The sequence below is a fragment of the Microvirga sp. BF8 genome (assembly GCF_059888585.1).
On the sequence record NZ_CM187619.1, the window covers coordinates 3297438 to 3318911 of the forward strand.

Sequence of the window (21474 nt, forward strand, 5' to 3'; positions counted from 1 at the left end):
GCGCGGTTGACGCGGGCAAAGGCGGCGGGCACAGAGCATCGCCACAACGAAACGCTGATGTCCGCCCCACGACCACATTTTTCCTTCGCCGGAATGATTCTTGGCGCCCGCGCCGCCCTTCCGGCGTTCCCGGGTTTCATCGTGTTTTCCATGGCCTTCGGGACGGCGGCCTCGCAGAAAGGCCTGTCCCTCGGGGAGACCTTCGGCTTGAGCGCCTTCGTCTATGCAGGCGCCTCGCAGATGGTCGGGCTCGAAATCTGGCAGGCGGCGTGGTCGCCGGCGACCATCCTCACGATCATGACGGTGACGGCGGTCGTCAATTCACGCATGATCCTTCTCGGCGCGACCCTGCAGCCTTGGCTGCGGCATGAGCCGAAGGCGCGCAGCGCACTCAATCTCTTCCTCGTCACCGAAGCGGGCTGGCTCATCGGCACCCGATACTACAGCGAAGGTGGACGGAACACCGCGGTGCTGCTCGGGTGCGGAATCACCCTCTGGCTCCTATGGCTCGCCTCGACGCTCATGGGTTATTTCGCCGGGGCGCTTGTCCCCGAACCGCGGCGCTTCGGCCTCGACCTCGTCATGCCGATCTTCTTCAGCGTCATGCTCGTGCCGCTCTGGAAAGGCGCCAGACCTGCCTTGCCCTGGCTCATCGCCGGGCTGGTTTCACTGGTGGTCCATGCCCTGGTGCCTGGATATTTCTTCATTATCGTCGGTGCCCTGGCAGGCGTCATTGCGGGAATGCTGATCGAATGATCGATTTCGCTGCCCTTGCCGCGGGCCCATGGGGTTCGACCATCGCCATCGCAGCCATGGCCCTGGTGACCTATTTGTGCCGCATCGCCGGTGCCGTGGTGATGAGCAGGGTTGCGATTACGCCACGGATGGAACGCGGCCTGCGCGCCCTGCCCGGCTCGATCATCCTTGCGACGATCCTGCCCATGACCATCGACAACGGCCTTCCCGCGATCGTGAGCATTGCCGCCGGCGTGGTGACCATGGCCCTTATCAGGATCGAACTGGTCGGCCTTGCCGCCGGACTAGGCACTCTCAGTCTCATCCGGGCGCTGGGCTTCTGACCCCTGTTTGAGCCGCAGGCGGATGCGATAGGAGAGCCCGTCGCGGACGTTGCGATAGGCATCGAGCACTTGGTCGCGGGAGCCCTGGACGAGAGTCGGATCCGGCGTCGGCCAGTATTCCACCTCGGCACCAAGAGTCCGCGTCAGCTCGAGGGCTGCGTGATGTGCTTCGGGGGAAAGGGAGATGATGAGATCGAAATTCAATCCCTCCCACTCCTCCAGTTCCTGCAAGGTGCGCGGCCTGTGCCTGGTGCCGTCGATACCGATCTCGTCGAGTGCTGCCGCCATGAAACTGTTCGGCTCGCCTTTCCTTACTCCGGCCGACTGCACATAGATCGACTGGCCGAAATAATGCCGGGCGAGAGCCTCGGCCATGGGCGAGCGTACCGCATTCATGGCGCAGACGAACAGAACCGAGTGGATTCGCCTGGGCCGCGCCTCCGCCACGATCAGCCTCGCCAATGCAGCGCGAAGATGAGCGTGAAGATGCGCCGGGCCGTGTCGAAATCGAGGACGAGCTTGCCGTCGAGCCGTTTCATCAGGAGTTCTGCTGCTTCGTTGTGCAGGCCGCGACGGCCCATGTCGATGGCTTCGATCTGCGCAGCCGAGGCCTCGCGGATGGCCTTGTAGTAGCTGTCGCAGATCATCTCGTAGTCGCGGATCGTCCTGCGGAATGGCGTCAGCGAGAGGTGATGCGAGACGAGGACGCTTCCGTCCTGGCTTCGAACCTCGAAGCACAGCTTCTTCTCGACCAGCCCGATATGGAGGATGTACGGCCCACCGTCGTAATGCGGCAGACCGAAGTGGTTCTCCTCGAGAATATCGTAAATGGCGATCGCCCGTTCGTGCTCCTGGTCCGGGTTGCCCCGACCGATGGAGGCCTCATCGAGCGTGACGGCGACCAACCGGCATCGCTCGTTTGCTTCGCTCGCCATGCGACCTCCGATCCGTCACAGGTTCAGGCGGATCGCCACCGATCGCGCGTGCCCCTCGAGCCCCTCCGACCGCCCGAGTGAAATGGCAGCCGGCCCGAGCACGCGGAGCGCGGCCGGGTCGCATTTCAGGATCGAGGTCCGCTTCATGAAGTCAAGGACGCCAAGTCCCGACGAGAAACGCGCGGACCGCGCGGTCGGAAGGACATGATTGGGGCCGCCGACATAATCGCCGATGGCCTCGGGCGTATGGCTGCCGAGGAAGATCGAGCCGGCATTGCGGACTTTCCCGGCGAGGATCTCCGCGTTCTCGGTCTCGATCTCGAGGTGCTCGGGCGCCAGACGGTCGACCAGAGGGACGGCATCGTGCAGGTTCGGCACCAGAATGATGGCGCCGTAATCGCGCCAGCTCGCCCCCGCGATCTCGGCCTTCGGCAATGTCCGGAGCTGGCGCTGGACGGCAGCCTCCACCGCATCCGCCAAGGCAGGGCTGTCGGTCATAAGGATCGACTGCGCGACGGGATCATGCTCCGCCTGGGCCAGCAGGTCGGCGGCGACCCAATCCGGATTCGCATGTGCATCGGCGAGGATCAGCACCTCGGAGGGACCGGCGATCATGTCGATGCCGACCGTCCCGAAGACCCGGCGCTTGGCCGCCGCCACGTAGGCGTTGCCGGGACCGACGATCTTGGCGACGGGAACGACCGTTTCCGTGCCATGGGCGAGCGCTGCTATCGCCTGCGCACCGCCGATGCGGAAGATTTCATCGACGCCGGCGAGCCGCGCGGCTGCCAGAACGAGGGGGTTCGTCTCGCCGCGGGGGGTGGGGACCACCATGGCGACACGGGGAACGCCTGCAACCTTCGCGGGCACCGCATTCATCAGGACGGACGACGGATAGCTCGCTCGTCCGCCCGGAACATAAAGACCGACGGATTCGATCGCATTCCAGCGCCAGCCGAGCGTGACGCCGATCGCATCGGTGCTCATGGAATCCTGCGGTCGCTGGGCCCGATGATAGACTTCGATCCGCTCCTTTGCGAGCGCAAGCGCCTCAAGCGTTTCCTGCGAGCATTGCGCCTCCGCGGCGTCGATTTCCGCATCCGAAATCCGCAGGGTTTCAGGTGTGAGGTCGAGCTGGTCGAAGCGACGGGTGTAGTCGATCAGCGCCGCGTCGCGGCGATCGACCACGTCGTCGATGATGATACGGACGGCCTGGTCCACATCCTCCGATATCTCGCGTTTCGTGGCGAGGAGATTGGCGAAAGCCTGCGGAAAATCGGCATTCCGCGCGTCGAGTCGTTGCACCATCAGTTGGGCTCCGCCGACGTCTCGGCGTGGGTGGGGCGGCTCTCGGCGGCCCAGACGGGTCCTAGATCTTTCATCTGCATCTCAATGCAATCCACATCGACCTGAATGGCTCCGCCTTCCGCGAAGATCAAGGTCGCCGTGCCGGAAGGTGCATCATGCTCTTCGAACGAAATGGCCAGGAGGTTGAGGACGGCGTCCTTGTTGCTCTGATCGATGCCCCGCACGCGCACGCCCTTGACCTGCTGGAAGTGCATGCCCGTCAGGCGCCGCTGGGGCGGCTTGTCGGGTTCGGTCTCCCAGTCGAAACGGCGGGCGACGATGGCGAAGCACCGCTCCTTCGGCAGGTAGGCGATATCGCCGACGCGCACAATGGCATCCTGCAGATGCATCGAAACGACGGTGAGATCTTCCTGGTCGAGAGCGACGAGTTTCAGGAGGTCCATGGGCCGGTCACCTGTTGCTGGAGCTTTGACAGCCAGAGCACGATCAGGACCAGTGGAAGCCGGTTGTCCGTCATGATCATGCGGCACTCCACAAGCCTGAAGCTTGATCGTGTCCCTCTAAGATACGATCAAGCTCTAGGTAGAGAGCCCGTACGCTGAGTGCAACCTCCGAACCGGCGACGGCCCTGGCCTTATGGGACCGCCATGCCCGGCCGGTGCGCTGCAGGCGCCTTCGCGGTGTCCTAACCCCGAAGCCGCTCGATATCCGCCCCACAGCGCGCCAGCTTGCTCTCCAGAGCCTCGAAGCCCCGGTCGAGATGGTATACCCTGTTGATCGTGGTCTCGCCCTCGGCCACCAGACCGCCGATCACAAGCGAAACGGACGCGCGCAGGTCGGTCGCCATGACCGGCGCGCCTTTCAGGGCGGGAACGCCCTCCACATAGGCGCTGTCGCCATCCAGCCGGATCCGGGCACCGAGGCGGGCCAGCTCCTGGACGTGCATGAATCGGTTTTCGAAGATGGTCTCGCGGATCCGCGCCGTGCCATTCGCCCGGGTCATCAGGGCCATGAACTGAGCCTGAAGATCGGTCGGGAAGCCAGGGAAGGGATCGGTGGTCACATCGACGGCCTGGATACCGTTGCCGTTGCGGCGGACCCGGATTCCGCCGATGGTCGGCGAGACATCGGCCCCGGATTGCTGCAGAACGTCGAGTGCGAATTGCAGGAGCTCCGGACGGGTGTTCTCGAGCACGATATCCCCGCCTGTCATGGCGACGGCCATCGCATAGGTGCCGGTTTCGATCCGGTCGGGCAAGACGTCGTGCGTCGCGCCCCCGAGGCGGGCGACGCCGTCGATCACGATCTCGGAGGTGCCAGAGCCCTCGATCCGGGCCCCCATCTTGATGAGGCACTGCGCCAGGTCCACGACCTCGGGCTCCCGCGCCGCATTGCGAATCACTGTCGTGCCCTCAGCGAGCGTTGCAGCCATCAGGGCCACATGGGTGCCACCCACCGTCACCTTGGGGAAATCGATCTCGGCGCCCTTCAGGCCCTTCGCGGCCGTCGCGACGACGTAGCCGCCATCGATCTCGATGGCCGCGCCAAGCTTGGCCAGAGCCATGATCAGCAGATCGACCGGCCGCGTGCCGATGGCGCAGCCCCCGGGCATGGACACCTTGGCCTGGCCGAATCGGGCCAGGAGCGGTGCGATGACCCAGAAGCTCGCCCGCATCGTGGACACCAGCTCATAGGGCGCCGTCGTGTCGATGATGGTCTTGGCGCTGAGGCGAATCGTCTGGCCTGTCTGGGTCGATTCCCCTGGCCGCCGGCCCGCGATCATGTGATCGACGCCGAAATTGGTCAGGATCCGCAGGAGCGAGGAAATATCGGCGAGGCGCGGCACGTTGCCGAGTTCCAGCGTCTCCTCGGTGAGAAGGCTGGCGATCATGAGAGGCAGGGCCGCGTTCTTGGCGCCTGAGATCGGAATCGAGCCTGTGAGAGGCGCGCCGCCCCGGATTCGAATGCGGTCCATGAGGATCCCCTTGCTGGCAATCTGATGAGCTATGCCGTTTCCGGCCCATGTGGACTAGTCGGACGGCTTGTCGCGCTCGTTTGAAAAAGTGGGCGCAGCATTATCGGTTCCGGAGCCGCTGGCAACCTTCCGGCCCCGAGCCTGAGCTTTGCGCCGCTTCAAATTCTCTTTCAGAGCCGCTTTGAGACGGTCGGCTCTGTCCTGCGGTTTCTCTTCGGCCATGCTTTCACGCGACCCATCGTCGCCGGACCCAATAAAGGCTTCGCAACCCAGCCTCAACAGGAATATGACCTTAATCCGACATTGACGGGGATCAATGTCGTCTCGTTCATGCTCCGCCATGGTAGGCGGCATCGCATGGCTGCATCCGGTGAGATGATGGATTACCAAGAGTTTTTTACGTCGGCGCTCGAACGGCTTCAGTCGGAGCGCCGCTATCGGGTCTTCGCGGATATCGAGCGTCTCGCAGGCCGCTACCCAGACGCGATCTGGCATAGCCCGGCCGGGCCGAGGGCCATCACCGTCTGGTGTTCCAATGACTATCTCGGCATGGGCCAGAACCGCGACGTGACCCGCGCCATGGTGGAAACCGCGTGGCGCATCGGCACCGGCGCAGGTGGGACCCGCAACATTTCCGGAAACAGCCACGCTATCGTCGGGCTGGAAGCCGAACTGGCCGATCTCCACGCCAAGGAGGCGGCTCTCGTCTTCACCTCGGGATATGTCTCCAACCAGACCGGCATCGCGACGATCGCGAAGCTGCTTCCGAACTGCCTGATCCTGTCCGACGCCCTCAACCACAACTCGATGATCGAGGGCGTGCGCCAATCCGGCTGCGAGAAGGCGATCTTCCGCCACAACGATCTCGAGCATCTGGAGGAACTTCTGAAGGCCGCCGGCGACCGGCCCAAGCTCATCGCCTTTGAGAGCGTCTATTCCATGGATGGGGACGTCTCTCCGATCCATGCCATCTGCGATCTGGCCGAACGCTACAACGCCATGACCTATCTCGACGAGGTCCACGCGGTGGGCATGTACGGCCCCCGTGGCGGCGGCATTGCCGAGCGGGACGGCGCCATGCACCGCCTCGATGTGATCGAAGGGACCCTCGGCAAGGCTTTCGGGGTCATGGGCGGCTATATCGCGGCGTCGCGGGCCGTGACCGACGCGGTCCGCAGCTTTGCGCCGGGCTTCATCTTCACGACGGCCCTCCCGCCGGCCGTCGCGGCGGCGGCCACGGCCTCCGTGCGTCATTTGAAGGCTTCCTCCACGGAGCGGCAGAAGCAGCAGCGCCAGGTGGCCCGGACCAAATCCGTCCTGTCCGGCGCGGGCCTTCCGGTTCTCGAGACGGCGACCCATATCGTCCCGGTGATGGTGGGCAATGCCGAAGCCTGCAAGGCCGCCTCCGACCGGCTGCTTGAGCAGCACGGCATCTATATCCAGCCGATCAACTACCCCACGGTTCCTCGCGGCACGGAGCGCCTGCGCATCACGCCCGGGCCTTTCCATACCGACATTCACGTCGATGCTCTCGCCCGCGCCCTGGTCGAGGTCTGGACTGCCCTGAACCTTCCCCTCGCCCCCAAAGCCGCAGCGGCGGAATAAAATTGAACTTCAAACTTGCGCCGGGCGCTGCCCTGTGGCAGTAACCCGGCGCGCCCGACGCATGCTGCCGTAGCTCAGTGGTAGAGCACTCCCTTGGTAAGGGAGAGGTCGAGAGTTCGATCCTCTCTGGCAGCACCATTCTTTCTGCCTTGCGGTGCAAAGCCTTCAGCTTTTGCGAGCGTCCCTAGTCTGATACAGGGCGCCCACACATGGCTCTTAAAATGGCCCGGCTGTTCGAGGTCTCCAAATCAGGTATGTGGCTGCTTCGGCAGCGAACCCCGCGTGATCTTGTTGCGCGGCTCAAGGCACCCAAGTTTTTCTTCCGGTCGGCGATATTGCCTCTAAGGTCACGGTTGGGAAATGGTCCAAATCGCCCTAACGGACCACGACCGCGAAATGGCGAAGGAACGCCGTGCAGTTGCGGATGCAGACTTGCGGAAGTTCCGGGAGACCGACCGGAGTGGCTCTCTCGGCTTACTTGGAAACAGGTCACTGCGCTCTTCAGGGGGCCTACGATCTTCTCTCAGATGCTATCGAGGACGACCCTGGCTCCCCCCCGGAGACGTGGGCGGCGGTGGCAGAATTGTATGAGGGGGCCCGATGCGGAAAGCTCGGTAGGTCTCGCTTCAAAACCGGCACCAAGGACGAGGTATCGCAATGGCCGATGAAGAAGCGGTTCGGGATGTTCGCGGACATGCTCTCAAGCCAAGAGGGCCCTGTCATTGATGACGACAGCCGAAGCAGGCTCATTGTAGCCGCCTCTGCCACAGATGACGCCTCCAGAAAACTCGAACGCAATGCGATGGGCGACTATAGCCCCGGCCCCACGGCTTCTGGTTCCTTGCCTGGGAGCTAAGCCCCGGCGACACCACTCCCCACCTCTTCGATAGGTTCACCGTGTAGGACCTCTTCGAGCAGTGGGAGAAGGCGAGCCAAGGAACGACGTCCGGAGGAACCATTAGGCGATATCGGGCGAGTTGAAGGCGTCTGCCTTCACGAAAATCAAGGACGTTGGGTCGCTGACGAGCGACGACATTCACGCATCGACCATAGACAGGCATGATGGGGAGAGCGTGAGCCCCAAAGTCCATCCCTCAAAGCGGTCTCGTCGCGGACTCATCAATCTTAAATTGGCACTAGGACGCAAGCACCGCCCAATGCCGGACAATCCAGCAATCGGCTCGAGCCTGGCCGGACCCCGCGTGAACTCTATGCGTGAATAGTCGTTCCGGGAGAAAGAGTAGAATGCGATTCTCACGGCGGCTTCCTATGTATTCGCCAGGGCGACAATTCCGGTCCAGATCCCGCTTGCCGGTGACCTTGGTTTCAAGGGCTTTGGTAGCAAGTCGGGGGCCTGTGCTTCCTTGAGATCAAGGATATACGCGTGGAGGAAGGGATATGAGTGCTAGACCTCATACGAAAACCGGCAGGACGAGAACCGTCTCACTTCATGAGCACCTTAAAAGAGCAGAGCTTTGCCGAGTTTACTGAATTGAAGAGGAAAAAGCCCTCTCTTCTTCCAACCCGTCACAGCGCAAAAGGGCGCGATCACGACACTGCATGGGATTAGAGCGCAAGAGGTAGCCGACCGGGTTCGTGATTTCGTCGCACTACCTGCAACCATTGTGCCACCATCACGGATGGCGGGCTCGTAAACGACTGCGTTAGATGTCAGCACTGACATACGTATCAAGGATACAACCGCAGGGCATAGCAAAACTCACTTCTCGCGATATAGCCTCAGATCAATGCTCAATTTCACGCATGAATTGGACAAGCACCCATACCGCTAGATGCAGCGACTGAAGGCAAGCCTCAAAGCCCCACCAATCTCTGTTGAGGAAGCACTAGCAGGAATAAGAACGTCCTCGGATTCATCGAGTCCTTCCCATGCTTCTAGCTTGTCGTGTCGAGTGGGGCTGAACTTGATGCTATTGTCGATTAGATAGATGTGACAGTTCTTCATATCTTTGAACATTGCACGTTTTGTTTTGTAGGAATACATCTCCATGATCTTCTTCACCCATACATCATAGAGCTCAACCACTCTTTCGCGACGGTGTTGTGCCTCCTCAAGCGTCAAGAACCTGCTTTGGGCCAGACTGTCTTTAATTGCGGCTCCGATTGATTCATCAGTTGCATTTGGGTCGAAAAAGAACTCCTTTGCCTCATAATCCGCCATAGATGACCTATAACCCGAATAGGTCGATATAGAGAGGAATACTTTATTTAATAAAGCGCCAGCGTGCTTTGTCCAAACCGGAATATCCATTTTACTTCACCTCGGTTAGCTTCATGACGAAGCCTAAAATCCTTCGTAATTTGTACCTTCGTCGCATCGTCGTTCGTCGCCGCCACGTCCTGCTGCTGGTAAGCCTTATCGCGGATCGTCATCGTGCCCGCGCCGATCGTGCCGCGGGTGATCTGCTGCCGGTCGTGCATCACATATGCCCCGACACCGGGCCGCCAGTGCTCAGATGCACGTTGAGTTGCGTGACGCTTCAGTTGTCACCCTTCTAGTGCGTAAAGCTATGGGTGGCTTACCGCTAGCATAGACTGGAGTGAACAGGAGATTGCGGGTGAAGCCGTGCTAGCTAAAAGCGTCACCCCAAAGCGGTCGCTCATTTGCTATAGATATATTAATTCCCTCAGTTTATCCTGAGTATGTGCTGTGCTCTCGTCATGAAAACAGATCTCTGAGGCCTGAATTTTGACGACGTGAGAGATAGGCTCGACAACTTTCAACCAGTTCGCTTGAGCTAAACGTTGCTTGTGATCATTTCCCACGCGCCCCCAGAAGAGATCGCTCAACCACATGACTGCACCGACAGCTTCAACATAACCGCGCTTTAGGATCCAGCGACCTGGATTCCGTGACGTATCGATCTTCATCCGGTCTAAAGGAGAAGGCAGATCGTTCATTCTCATAGGGAGACGCGAATAATCCCGTCCCGCTGCGCGATATTGGAGCGGATCCTTGGCATTCTGCCAGTAATCATAATCGACGTCGAAAACCCACGCTTGTACAAAGGCTTCTATATGCAGAAACGCTTCGACCCATTTATCCCAATCTCCAGCGGCACCAGCGACCTCTTCTTGAATCGACAGAAAGCAAAATTCACACGCACCGACGACGGCCCATTCAAAAGAAAGATCACCCGCTTTCAAATCTCTCCATTTTCCACTTCTCTCGACCTTTTTTAGAAGTTTTTTGGTAGTTATTAGCTTTCCGCTCTCACTGAAAGATTCGGGGATACTTAATTCTTTCATAATAGAAATTATTAATCGTAGCGCAAAAACAGGCTCAAATGGCTCCTTTCTGCGCTCAAACCGCAGTGTTGAACCATTTATGTGAATTTCATCCAACTCCACGATTTCCCCCATGGAGAATATAAACTTTAACTCCTCTCGTGTAATTGCGTGCATTACGGATACTCTTTCACTATAACGGTTACGCTTCTTTTTAACCCGTACTGTACCAAAGATTCCACTGGTACCTTTGAGCCAGGTGGCACTCTTAAATCAAATAAGAGCGTTGCAGGATAATCATTAACCGTTGATCTACTCACGCCCAGGTCGTCGATAGCAGTTTGTACGCGTGCCAGCCAAGTTGGGGACGTTGGGTCGGCGCTTTTCAAACTAAGCACTATAGTTCCACGTTGAAAGTCGAGCAGACGAAAGTACCCGTTATTCTCCGCACCAACGTAGAACCACCCCTTGGATTCACTATATTCAGTTTGAGCCAACCTCTTCTCAATAGCAATTCCGCGCTCGAAGGGAAGCTTGTTCGAGGCGAACAGCCCCGCCTCCTCCGTCACCCACGCACTATCCGCCGAACCGCGCAAGCCGCCGCCAGACAGTGACACCGAGGACGGGCCGATGATGCCGATATTGACGCTGCCTTCGGCATTCGCGGACGACGAAGAGCTATGCGCGGTATCCTGCTGCGAGGCCACCGTGAGGTTGCGGCCAATGTCGAGGTCGATGTCCTTGGTCTTGACCACCACCCCGGCAAAGGTTGCATCGCGGCCAGTGGTCACGGACACCGTGCCGCCAGCGTTGAGATGCGCATTGAGCTGCGTCACGCTCCAGCTGTTGCTCTTCGCACGGGCAAAGTCATAGAGGAGGCCTATCGCCAGTACAGACTTGAGCCCGAATGCGCAGATAAAACCGTACTAGCTAAAAGCTACGTTCCAAACCGTCAGCAAGCGCCCTAGAGATACAATAATTCTCTCAATCTATTCTGAACGTCGGCCGTACTCTCATCATGAAAAGAATTCTCGGCTGCCTGGATTCTGACAACATGCGGAGTGGGCTCGGTAACATTCAGCCAACTCGCTGCATACAAACGCTGCTTGTGATCTCTTCCCACACGCTCCCAGAAAAGGTCGCTCAACCACATGGTCGCACAGACAGCTTCAACATAGCCGCGCTTTAGGATCCAGCGACCTGGGTTCCCAGATGTATCGATCTCCATTCGGTCTAGAGGGGGAGGCAGATTATTCATTTTCATTGGCAGGTGCGAATAGTCTCGCTTTGCCAGCTGATATAACAGAGGATCTTTGACATTCTGCCAATTGTCATAATCAACATCGAAAACCCATGCTTGAATAAAACCTTCAAGTTCAATGAATGACTGAACCCATTTATCCCAGCGAATTGCTGCCCCTCCGACTTTCTCACAGATCTCAACAAAGTAGATGCCACACCCATGGACAACACCGAATTGAAATTTTAAGGTTTCCGTTTCGAGAGGAGGCCACGATTGCTTTTTCTTGGTTCTTGCCAAGATTTTATGGGCCGGAATAGTTCTTCCATTCTCTAAGAAAATTGCTGCCATTTCAAGCGACGACAGCGCCTGAAGAATGATTTCAAGGGTATCCAACTTACTGAGTGCCCCAGGCCTCCATGGCCGCAACGTAAGCTTGTTCTCGCCAAGCATATACTCCTCAGTCACAGAGGAGGCCCCGGAGACAAAGAAAATCTTCAGCGCCTCTGATCTTACTTGTGTCATCAGAGGGCTTTGTGGCCGATCGATACACATCTCACTTTTCGCCACATATCCCCAGATCACGGCTTACTTCCACGCGACAAATAGATAAACATCCACGCCGCTAGATGCATCGGCTAAACGCAAGTCTCAAAGCTGAGCCAATCTCTGATGAAGAATCATCGGCGCGGACAACGACTCTCTTGGTATTATCGAGTTCTTCCCACCCCTCAAGCTTTTCGTGGCGCGTGGGACAAATTTCGATCTGACTCTCAACTAGGTAAATACTACACCTCTTCATATCTTTGAACATTGCACGTTTTGTTTTGTAGGAATACATCTCCATGATCTTCTTCACCCATGCATCATAGAGCTCAACCACTCTTTCGCGACGCTGTTGCACCTCCTCAATTGTCAACAACCTGCTTTGAGCCAGACTGTCTTTAATTGCAACTCCGATTGATTCATCAGTTGCATTTGGGTCGAAAAAGAACTCCTTTGCCTCATAATCCGCCATAGATGACCTATAACCAGAATGAGCTAGTATGCAGAGAAATTCTTTATTTAATAGGGCCCTGGCTTTCTTTGTCCAAACCGGAATATCCATCTTATTTCACCACGGTTATCTTTACGTTCACCTTCACAACAGAGCCGCTGCTTCTGGATTGAGCATATGAGATCGCCTTCTCAATTTGTTCCCATTGTGTTGCCGTCGATCCCTGTGGGACAGCAACAAAAAGCTCGCGCCGTGTTATTTTGTTGGGATTGACCTCGAATTCTTTTATACTGTGCACCTTGTCATATGCCAGTACATCATCGATATTTTTCTTGAGAGAGTAGTATATTTGCTCAGGATTCGCGATTTTAGCAGCGGTCATGGTGTCGAGAGTCTTAGCGCTGGTTGCAACACCGCTCTGCTCATCGAAAAAGTCAAATGTCTTGAAGGTCGGCGGCAAGCGTGAACCTTTCGGCATTGTCCTTGCAAGATAATCCTCCCACGGCAGTCCCTGCTCAGCAATGCCCCCATTCCATTTGATATTGGCATCCACGACCTTGATCGTTTCGGGCAAGGCGATCTTACCAAGTCCCAGTTTTGCAGCTTCCGCAATTTTCGGCATTGCTGCTCTGATCGCATTAAGCGTGCCCTTGCCGACAGCCTCGGCCGCACCGCTGGAGGCCACAATTGCTGCGATCTGATAGGTGAGCTCGCCCTCGATACGTCCCATGGTGACGTAGTCGCCTTGAACCGCTGCTTGAGCGTATCGGATGGACTGATCTTGAACCTGATTGACCAGCTCCGTTGCCGCACCTTTGAGCGTATCGACCGGATGCAACAGCATGCTCGCAACTTGATCTCGCATGCTGCCAAAGAACTGCTCGGCCTCCTGTCTCCGTGCGTCACTAGCATCATAAGTGAGAGCTACGGCATATGCCCCTAGTTTCCCCATCGCACGCAGATCGCCACCGGCAGCTTCTAACGCGCCCGCGGCAAACCCCGATGCGGCCGCACCAATAGCCTCACTGTTGGCACTCCGCCGCAAAATTCCGAGTGCCACTTGGCCAGCAGCATACCAGCAGCTTTCCTGCTCACTTTTTGTCAGATAGACCTTCTGGCCGTTACTGAGAGTGACTGGGCATCCATCCCCGGCATAGGCAGGGGTGAACAGCAGATCATGGATGTTAATGCCGCTCTGGCCGCAGGTGGCAAGGCTTCTGGCAAGATCGTTGTAATCGAGTTCTCGTTTTTTAAGAGCTTCGCCGATCCGAGCAATATTGGGATTGAAGATCTTGTCCAGCACGCCACCAAGTATTTGATCCACATCGTTTCCAAGCAGATTCTTGCCGGCAATAGCCTGATCAATCCCTTTCCTTATCGTTTCCGGGAGAGCCTCGAAATTATTTCTGATTCCCGCGAATCCCGATGCGACCTCCTTGACCGCCGTATCGGACACATAAACCTTGGTGCCTGCGCTCACATCCCTGGTGATCACCTGCGCCTTGCTGACGTCACGGTTGATCGCCGCTACATCCTGCTTCTGCTGTGCCTTGTCACGGATGGCGATTGTCCCCTCGCCGACCGTGCCGCGCGTCTCCTGCGCGCGGTCGTGCATCGCATAAGATCCCGACACCGAGCCGCCGACCAGGTTGCCTTGCGCATCGGTCTTTGGTGTGTTGCCCGAGGCCGTCTTGTCGGTGAGCGTCAGCCCGAGTTGCACGCTCGTCGAGGTGCCCTTGTCGTAATCCTGGATGTCGCTGACGGTGAGCGTGCCGGTGTCGAGGCTCAGCTGGCCCTTGCCGGAGGCCAGCACCGCCCCGTCGATCTGGGTGTGCTTCTCGACATAGGCCTTGAGCCGGTTGGCGGCGAACAGCCCCGACTGCTCCGATATCCAGGCCTTGTCCGACAAACCCTGTCCGCCACCGCCCGCCAGCGACACCGACGAGGGGCCGAGCAGACCAACGTTCACCGTCGCCGAGCCGTTCACCGCCGACGAGGAGCTATGCGCGGTGTCCTGGCGCGAGGCGATCGTGAGGTTGCGGCCGATATCGAGGTCGATGTCCTTGGCCTTCACCACCGCCCCGGCAAAGGTGGCATCGCGGCCGGTCGTCACGGACACCGTGCCGCCAGCGTTGAGATGCGCATTGAGCTGCGTGACGCTCCAACTGTCGCCCTTCTGCCGGGCAAAGCCGCCTTCCGCCGTCAGCCCCAGCGACGGGCCGGTGACGCCCATGCCCGCATAGACCCCCACCCCCGCATTCCAGCTCCTCAACGAACTCGCCGAGGAAGCATAAGATGGCGCGCTCTCTACCACGAGGTCGCGGCCGGCATTAATGGCGATGTCGTGCTTGACGTCCGCCTGGGTGCCGACGAGATGGATGTCCCGCCCTGCATGCAGGCTCAACGAGCCGGCCTTGATCGTCGTCGGCACCGCCGTGACGCTCTCCGCCCAGCCGGTCGATTTCGCGCCGCTGGCTCCCAGCGTCAGACGCGCACTGACGCTCGGGCTGGTGAGTTGGTTGAACCCGTCGATCGCCTGCAGGGCGCCCGAGACCATGCCGATGGCCTTGTAGGCCGCGCCGCCATAGCCGGAGGTGAAGGTCGCCGGCGCCTGGCTCAGCTGCCTGACTGCGCCGGAAACGTTCTCCGACACTTTCAGGCTGATGCCGGCAAAGACCTGCTTCGAGGATTGATAGGAGGATTCGCGATCGGCCCCGGCAAGCAGCTTGAGATCGCGGCCGGAATCCATATCGACGTGGCCCTTGGACGCCACATTTGCCGCCACCAGCGTGACGTCCCGCCCGCCTTTGGCGCTTACGCCCTTGCCGCCATAAAGGATCGACGGCGCCACGGACACGCGGTCGTAGGCCGTGTACTGGCTCCAGGCGTGATAGCCCTGATTGATGCTGAAGCCGCCTTCCCCACCGCTGACCTTGATGCCGAAGCCCTTCTCCTTCTTCGAGAAGGCATAGCCGCTGCCATCCTGACCGGGGCCGATATTCACGTCGCGGCCCGCTTCCAGGGCTGCTAAGCCCTGGGCGTTGATGACGGAGCCCATGACATTCACGTCCTTGTGCCCCTTCACGAGGACGTTGCCGCCCGCCGTGAGAGACGAGGCCACATTGTGCGCCTCGGAGGTCGTCATCGCCGTCTTGCTTGCATGATAGAAGTCGACGCCGCCGCCCGTCGCGAAGAGGCCGATCCCGCTCTTCTTCTGCATGAAGGCGGTGTCCTTCACGTCCTGCCTCGAGAGGACATTCACCGAGGCTTTCGATCCCTTGATCGCGTTCCCATCCGCGTCGTAGCCCGCAAGAGCAGCAAGGTCCTTCTTGGCGACGAGGTGGCTCGCCGCAATCGTGATGTCCCCGGTCTCGGTCCGCACGGTCATGTTCCCGCCGGCGGAGACGACCGAGCTCACATTGGTGAGGCTGTGCTCGGAATAGCCGTAGCTCGATCGCGTCAGCAGGCCGCTCTTCTTACCGCCAGCGAGAGCTTCGTGCTCGTCGAGAACGGAGGCGATGGTGACACCCCTCTTGCCGACCAGCAAAGCATCGCCTCCCGCTGTCACGGTCGAGCCGAGGATGTTGAGGGTTTTCTGGGCCGCCATGACGAGATTGCCGCCCGACGACACTAGGCCGCCCGCATGGGTGACGTCCGTGGTCATCAACCAGTTCTTCTTGTTGCCGGCGAAAACCGAATTGGTGATCGTCTGCGCCTCGATGCGGATGCTGCCATCGGCCTTCAGAACCATGGTCTCGCCTGCAACGAGGGATCCGCCGCGGTTGATGAGATCGCCCTTCGTGGTGATCGCCATGGTCTTGGCACTCATCAGGCCGCCGCTCTGAAGAGCAAAGGTTCCGCCATCGGACGCGACCCTCCGCTCGTTGCGGAACTCCCTCGCGTCGATGACCAGAGAATTCACCGCCAGGACGGTGCCCGTGTTGGTGACCTTGTCGCCCTTGATCACGACGTCCTCGGCAAAGATCGCACCGCCCGCAACGGATGCGTATTTCGCAAGGTCCTTCTCCGGCAGGATGAGCTGCGGCACGAGAACCTTCTTTCCGTCGACAACCTGATACTCGTACCAGAGGATGGGCTTCGTCACCTTCGCCCTCTGAGCCGTGGTGAGTTTTGCCCCCAGCTTGGCCTCCGGATTGGCTTTCAGGAAATCGACAGTGCCTTCGTAAAGCGCCTCCTGCTGCTCCTTCGGATTACGGTATTTTGGATCGAGAAGGACGCGGCCCGTCTGCTCGATGAGCGCCTGCTGGATCAGGCGGCGCTCCGTCGCCGGGTCGGCGAAGAAGGTAAGATTGGCAGCATTCGCGCCGACCTGAGCAAAGATCCAGCTTGGGTTGCGGTCCTTCGCGCCGGAAGGCACAGGCGTCGCATAGAGGAACGAAATTCTTCCGCCGACCTTGACTTCCCTGTCGTTCGGCCTGTCGCTGGAAACGGAACCCATCCTTGCATCGGGGTCGGGGACGTATGCCGGACCGCTTCCCGACACGAGACCCCGGCCGACGAGCTTGATAGCGCCGGCGAGGTCGATGTTCGCGTCGGGAATATGACCCGGCGCGGTCGGCAGGTTCGGACTGGAAATCCCGATCGTAACCGATGGACCGATAATGACGACCTGGTTAGCCTGAATCGTCCCTGAATGACTATAGGCTCCCGAATGCTGAACATGCAGGTATCCGGCAGCATAAAGCAGTGCAGGCGTTTGTGAGAGGGCGTGATCAAATTCCGCAAATACTTGACCAACATTTTCGCTGCCTCCCGCTTTGATGACCTGCTCGTGACGATAGAGGGTCCTGGCGACATGGTCGACTTGGCGGGCAGTGATATCGAAGTTCGCTCCAGCGATGATCGAAGAGGCAACGTTAAACACATGATCAGCATTGATGGAAACAGATCCGTCTGCCTGTATCGTTGATGATCCAGATGTCTCCTCCTGACGTGTGAAGACGCTCGTAAACTTATCGCCATATGGAGGAGGTGGAGGCCCTGATCCATCATTCACGACAAGTACTTCGGTTCTTGTGTTTGCAAGCTTCCCGCCAACATCAATGATGAGATTGCCGCCGGATTGAATGACTGAGGCGTAGTTGTTGAGGTCGTCAGCTGCTTTAAGCGTCATATCTCCGTTGGAGTAGATCAGTCCACCACCGGGCGCAGTCGCGCTGTTGACCCCGTTAGTGATTGACCCACCAGTCGCTTCCAACAGAAGCGAGCCTCCAGCCGCAATGGTAGCGTAATTGACGATGTCGCCGGCGACACGGAAACTTAGATTGCCCTTGACCTTGAAGTCTTCAGAGAAGGTCCAGTCGCCCTGCGTGAGGGTGAAGTCGAGATTTTTCCCAAAGGAGAAGCGCCCATTGGCAATTTCATCCTTCTCGAAGAACCCCGAGCTTACCGCTTTGGCTTTGATTATCGCATCCGTCTTGCCCTGAAGCAGGGAGTTGGCCCCAAGGCTCAACACATCCGACACGTCAACGCTGAGAACGTTGCTCGAGATAGAAGCATAGTTGGATGCGCTGGTGCCGCGATTACTTAAGATGGCGGCCTTGATAAAAACCCCCTCTGCACCGTCAATGATGCCCGCATTGGAAATCTTGCCGGTCGATGTCAAGGAGACGTTCTTGCCTTGAACGCGTGCCCCTACCTGATTCGTAATCGAGCTTGCCCTTGTGACGACAAGACTATCATTGGCCTGAATGAGTTGCCTATTGATCACAGCGCCGGCAACTGTCAGAGACAGATCCCCGACCGATTTTATGTCACCGGTATTTGTCAGTCCTCCGGCTATGTCGAGTATCCCGATAGACTGAGCGGTGATCCCACCGGCATTCGTCACGTTGCCGGATCCGTGCAGATCGATCTGGTCGGCGCCGATTATTCCGGTTCCCGCATTGGTAACGTTTCTTGCCGTCAAGGTCAAAAGTGATCGGACGTCGATCTTGCCAGCATTGGTAAAATCGCCAGAAAGGCTGAGTGTGACATCAAAGCCGTTCAGCGACGATCCGGACCCACCTAAGTAGTTCGCGCCTGTAAGCCTTAACGAGGCAGCGGCGATTTCCATCCGGTTGTCGATGGCACTAAGGTCGAGCCAGAGAGCGTTGTTAGACCTGATCGCACCGGTGTTGAGCAACCCGCCGTGCCCCTGGATGGTCAATGCGATTTCCGACTGAAGTATGCCCTGGTTGGTCAAATCGCCAGTGGTCTTGACAAGGATGACGTCTCCAGCGATCAGGCCGGCCTTTTCGCTGCTATGCGAGCCATTGACAAAGTTTCGCGCTGACGCGTCGAGATGCGCTCCACCATTGACGAACCCTTTGTTGGCAAAATCTCCACTCAGACGGACGACTATCGTGCCGCCTCCCATCTGCGCCGTGACTGAATCATTTGTCAGAGATTCAGCAGTGATGCTTAGCTGTCCTGTGGCTGCCAGAACACCGGTCGATGAGACCGACCCGTCCGCCATCATAGTCACGTTTCCAGTACCGGTCGTAATAGAGCCGGAGTTGGTCGCATTGCCGTGAACCGTCAAGCCGATCTTGACATCGGCGGAAATCTCACCCTGATTCCAAAGGCTCCCGTTCGTTGTAATCGTCGCTGACGCTCCGCCGATCGCAGATTCTGTACCTCTGTTGGTCAGGTTGCCTGACGAGAGCGTGAGCGAATTCGAGCCGTAAACGGTTCCGGCGTTATCGAGTGACCCGGTTTGGAGATCGATCGTCAGATCCTTGGAGGCGATAAGCGCCATTGCCTCTGAAGCGAGATATGAGCCGGCCGTCACCATTGTGCTCGCAGCCGATTTGATCGAGCCATTATTGGCGACCTCGCCCGCAACAAGCAGAGTCGCTTCGGTTACTCCAGTGAGACTTCCAGCATTCGCCAACTTTCCAGACGTGATATGCAGTGAACCGGACGCCTCGATAGCGCCATTGTTCGTCAGGCTGATAAGCTTGGCGAATTTTAAGGTCCCACCCAGGATCTGACCAGCCTGGCTATTTGCGTCCGTCGGTCCATTTGTTAGGTTGAGAGCTTCGATGTCGACAAGTTCCGTCCCGGCGATGAATCCTCGATTTCCCATGTCGCCAGTCAGACGGATGATGACGCTTTTTCCGCCAGTTTGCGCATTAGATGTCGATTGATAATTAGTGGCTGTGAGACTTAAAGCGTGATCGGACACTAATGTTCCACTGTTCGCGATAGTCCCGCCGGCAATTAGCGACAGCCCGTCGTTTCCGATCACCTGACCGGCATTCTCGAACCCGCCGGTGACGATCAGGTCAGCTGTCGCGGCAGCAAGTGCGGCCTCCGTCGAAGACGACCGATAGCTCGTCCCTCGCAGCGTCAACTTCGTGCCAGATTCGAGTGTGCCGTTATTGGTGATGTCACCCGCGATCAGAGAGAAGGTCCGGTCGGATACGATCTGGCCAAGATTAGTCAGATTCCGGCCAATCGTCAGCGTAATCTCCGGACCATAGATGATGCCCGACTGAGCATTGGTCAGAGCCGCAACATCAATCTTCGTATCGAGATTCCCGTAGATCAGGCCGGCGTTGTCGACTTTGTCCCGAACGGCCAGCAGGACATGGTCCAGGACAAGCTGTCCGCTATCTGTATTTGTGAGGACATTGCGAACCGACAGGTCGAGATTCCGATAATTCAGCTGCGTCCTGTTGGTCAGCGAGTCCTTCGCATCGACGAAAACACGGTCCTTTGCTTGAAAAATCGTGCCTTGTCCTAAATCGACGACGAGCCCTGCAATCTTTATACTGTCCTTCGTGGAGACGATTTCAGTGTTTTCCAGAGTCGTGGTATTGAGACCCGCAACCGATACAGAGCGACCGCTGATCTTCAATCCCTTTGAGGCAAAGGATTTTCCTTCGAAAGCGATTTCGCCGTTGGAGGCAACGATACCTTCCGCCAGCAACTGCCCACCCGATACCAGGCTGATCGCATTCCCGGCTTTCAGCACACCACGGGTTGACAGTAATTCAATTGCTTCAAACACGATCGTGTCGTTGGCAAGAAGCTCCCTGTCGAGCGCCACCTCGATACCGCGTGCCGAGGCGACAATCCGCCCGAGGGCCCGACCATTGCCGGTCAATCTCAGCTGACCGTCAGTGGTCAATTGAATATCGCCCTCCGCTATCACGTGTCCAACAGCGGCATCTCCGAAGGACCGGATTGTCAGAGAATGGGAGTTGGCCGTAAGAACACCGTTAAGCCGGATGCCGATATCCAGGTCCCGTGACAGAACAGATATCGTTCCAGCCGCAATTTTGCCTTCCGCTGTAGATTGGATGGCCGGACTGGTGATCACCGGAAGCTCGGATGCCGGCTTTGCAGTGATCGTATCCCCACGCTGATCATAAGTCATGCCGCCGGCACGAAGGCGGACTGCGTCCTTTGCCTGAATCGGACCGCTGATCTTCAGCTGACGGCCGATAAGGTCAACCTTCTCCAGAATCTCATTGATCCCAATAAGGCCTACTCTGCTGACAGATACAGTGCCGCGGGTGACATCGAACTTGACCGTGCCACGCCGGTAATCGGGTATTGGAACGCCGGTCGAGAGCGTTACACGCCTACTATTGATAAAGGAGCAGCCGTTACAGGCAACGCCATTCGGATTGGCGACGATCACATCGGCTTTGCTCCCGAAGATTTCGGTCGGACCATTCAGGGCAGAGCGCGCACTGCTCGTAACCTCATTGAGGATGACACGCGCCGGACGCTGGCCCTCAAGATTTGGGTTAGCCACGACCCTCCCGCCGATGAGCGAGGTTCCGGACAGTTTGGAATTGTTCAGAATCAGACCACGAGTGTCGATGTCGTAGCGCTGGAATTGATTGTGTGAGATGCCGCCGAACGACGGCTTCGTGATGTTGACGACAGGGGTGCCATTGGCGGAAGTACCGACCTTAGGACGAAACTGAATTGTCGCCCGCGGATCGGTGATTACCTGCCCCATTACCGCCGGCGCCGAGAGCGAGGAGGCGAGTGCCACTGCAGCAAGCCCAAGGCCGAACTTCTGGCCAAGGCCCTGTCGCATGGTTCTGCTGAGCGCAGCGAGAGAT

The 21474-nt window shown here is 58.2% G+C and carries 15 protein-coding genes and 1 tRNA gene; 4 read left to right on the forward strand and 12 right to left on the reverse strand.

Translation table 11 applies throughout. From position 1 onward, the window contains the following. Nucleotides 1-57: 57 nt before the first annotated feature. Both AC522E_RS15685 and AC522E_RS15690 read left to right on the forward strand, forming a co-directional pair. Nucleotides 58-756: an AzlC family ABC transporter permease gene (locus tag AC522E_RS15685; protein WP_500747194.1), complete on the forward strand. Its 699-nt coding sequence runs from the start codon at nt 58-60 to the stop codon at nt 754-756. Beyond that, the gene (locus AC522E_RS15690) at nt 753-1079 is read left to right on the forward strand and encodes an AzlD family protein (RefSeq protein ID WP_500747195.1); all 327 of its coding nucleotides are present in this window, start codon (nt 753-755) and stop codon (nt 1077-1079) included. The genes AC522E_RS15685 and AC522E_RS15690 overlap by 4 nt, the downstream gene beginning before the upstream one ends. On the opposite strand, the gene AC522E_RS15695 is transcribed toward AC522E_RS15690, so the two are convergent. The 5 genes from AC522E_RS15695 to murA all read right to left on the reverse strand — a co-directional run bounded on the left by AC522E_RS15695 (nt 1041) and on the right by murA (nt 5297). After that, entirely contained in the window at nt 1041-1526 is a 486-nt protein-coding gene (locus tag AC522E_RS15695; protein WP_500747196.1) for an arsenate-mycothiol transferase ArsC, read from the reverse strand. The genes AC522E_RS15690 and AC522E_RS15695 overlap by 39 nt on opposite strands. A 2-nt stretch (nt 1527-1528) precedes the next feature. Continuing rightward, entirely contained in the window at nt 1529-2014 is a 486-nt protein-coding gene (locus AC522E_RS15700; protein ID WP_500747197.1) for a UPF0262 family protein, read from the reverse strand. A 15-nt stretch (nt 2015-2029) separates the two neighbouring features. Next, nucleotides 2030-3322 carry a histidinol dehydrogenase gene (gene hisD / locus AC522E_RS15705; RefSeq protein WP_500747198.1) on the reverse strand — a complete coding sequence of 431 codons (1293 nt, stop codon included), beginning with the start codon at nt 3320-3322 and terminating at the stop codon, nt 2030-2032. After that, a complete protein-coding gene (locus tag AC522E_RS15710; protein ID WP_500747199.1) occupies nt 3322-3765 on the reverse strand; it encodes a DUF2948 family protein in 444 nt (147 codons plus the stop codon). The genes hisD and AC522E_RS15710 overlap by 1 nt, the downstream gene beginning before the upstream one ends. Before the next feature lie 242 nt (nt 3766-4007). Further along, nucleotides 4008-5297 carry a UDP-N-acetylglucosamine 1-carboxyvinyltransferase gene (gene murA / locus AC522E_RS15715; protein WP_500747200.1) on the reverse strand — a complete coding sequence of 430 codons (1290 nt, stop codon included), beginning with the start codon at nt 5295-5297 and terminating at the stop codon, nt 4008-4010. A gap of 378 nt (nt 5298-5675) precedes the next feature. Here murA and hemA point away from each other — a divergent pair, with 378 nt between their 5' ends. After that, on the forward strand, nt 5676-6902 hold the full coding sequence (gene hemA / locus AC522E_RS15720) for a 5-aminolevulinate synthase (protein WP_500750718.1): 1227 nt from the start codon (nt 5676-5678) through the stop codon (nt 6900-6902). A gap of 63 nt (nt 6903-6965) precedes the next feature. Continuing rightward, a tRNA-Thr gene (locus AC522E_RS15725) sits at nt 6966-7040 on the forward strand. Between the two features lie 1651 nt (nt 7041-8691). Here AC522E_RS15725 and AC522E_RS15730 read toward each other — a convergent pair. The 7 genes from AC522E_RS15730 to AC522E_RS15760 all read right to left on the reverse strand — a co-directional run bounded on the left by AC522E_RS15730 (nt 8692) and on the right by AC522E_RS15760 (nt 21449). Continuing rightward, nucleotides 8692-9174 carry a contact-dependent growth inhibition system immunity protein gene (locus AC522E_RS15730; protein ID WP_500747201.1) on the reverse strand — a complete coding sequence of 161 codons (483 nt, stop codon included), beginning with the start codon at nt 9172-9174 and terminating at the stop codon, nt 8692-8694. Further along, nucleotides 9132-9344 (reverse strand): hypothetical protein, encoded by a 213-nt coding sequence (locus AC522E_RS15735; RefSeq protein WP_500747202.1) that lies wholly within the window; start codon nt 9342-9344, stop codon nt 9132-9134. The genes AC522E_RS15730 and AC522E_RS15735 overlap by 43 nt, the downstream gene beginning before the upstream one ends. Before the next feature lie 186 nt (nt 9345-9530). Then, the gene (locus AC522E_RS15740) at nt 9531-10328 is read right to left on the reverse strand and encodes a hypothetical protein (RefSeq protein ID WP_500747203.1); all 798 of its coding nucleotides are present in this window, start codon (nt 10326-10328) and stop codon (nt 9531-9533) included. Continuing rightward, entirely contained in the window at nt 10328-11068 is a 741-nt protein-coding gene (locus AC522E_RS15745) for a hemagglutinin repeat-containing protein (protein ID WP_500750720.1), read from the reverse strand. Before AC522E_RS15745 ends, AC522E_RS15740 begins: the two co-directional genes overlap by 1 nt. Nucleotides 11069-11115: 47 nt before the next feature. After that, entirely contained in the window at nt 11116-11976 is an 861-nt protein-coding gene (locus tag AC522E_RS15750) for a hypothetical protein (protein ID WP_500747204.1), read from the reverse strand. 40 nt (nt 11977-12016) lie between these two features. Further along, nucleotides 12017-12499: a contact-dependent growth inhibition system immunity protein gene (locus AC522E_RS15755; protein WP_500747205.1), complete on the reverse strand. Its 483-nt coding sequence runs from the start codon at nt 12497-12499 to the stop codon at nt 12017-12019. A gap of 1 nt (nt 12500) precedes the next feature. Next, nucleotides 12501-21449: a hemagglutinin repeat-containing protein gene (locus tag AC522E_RS15760; RefSeq protein WP_500747206.1), complete on the reverse strand. Its 8949-nt coding sequence runs from the start codon at nt 21447-21449 to the stop codon at nt 12501-12503. Nucleotides 21450-21474: the final 25 nt, after the last annotated feature.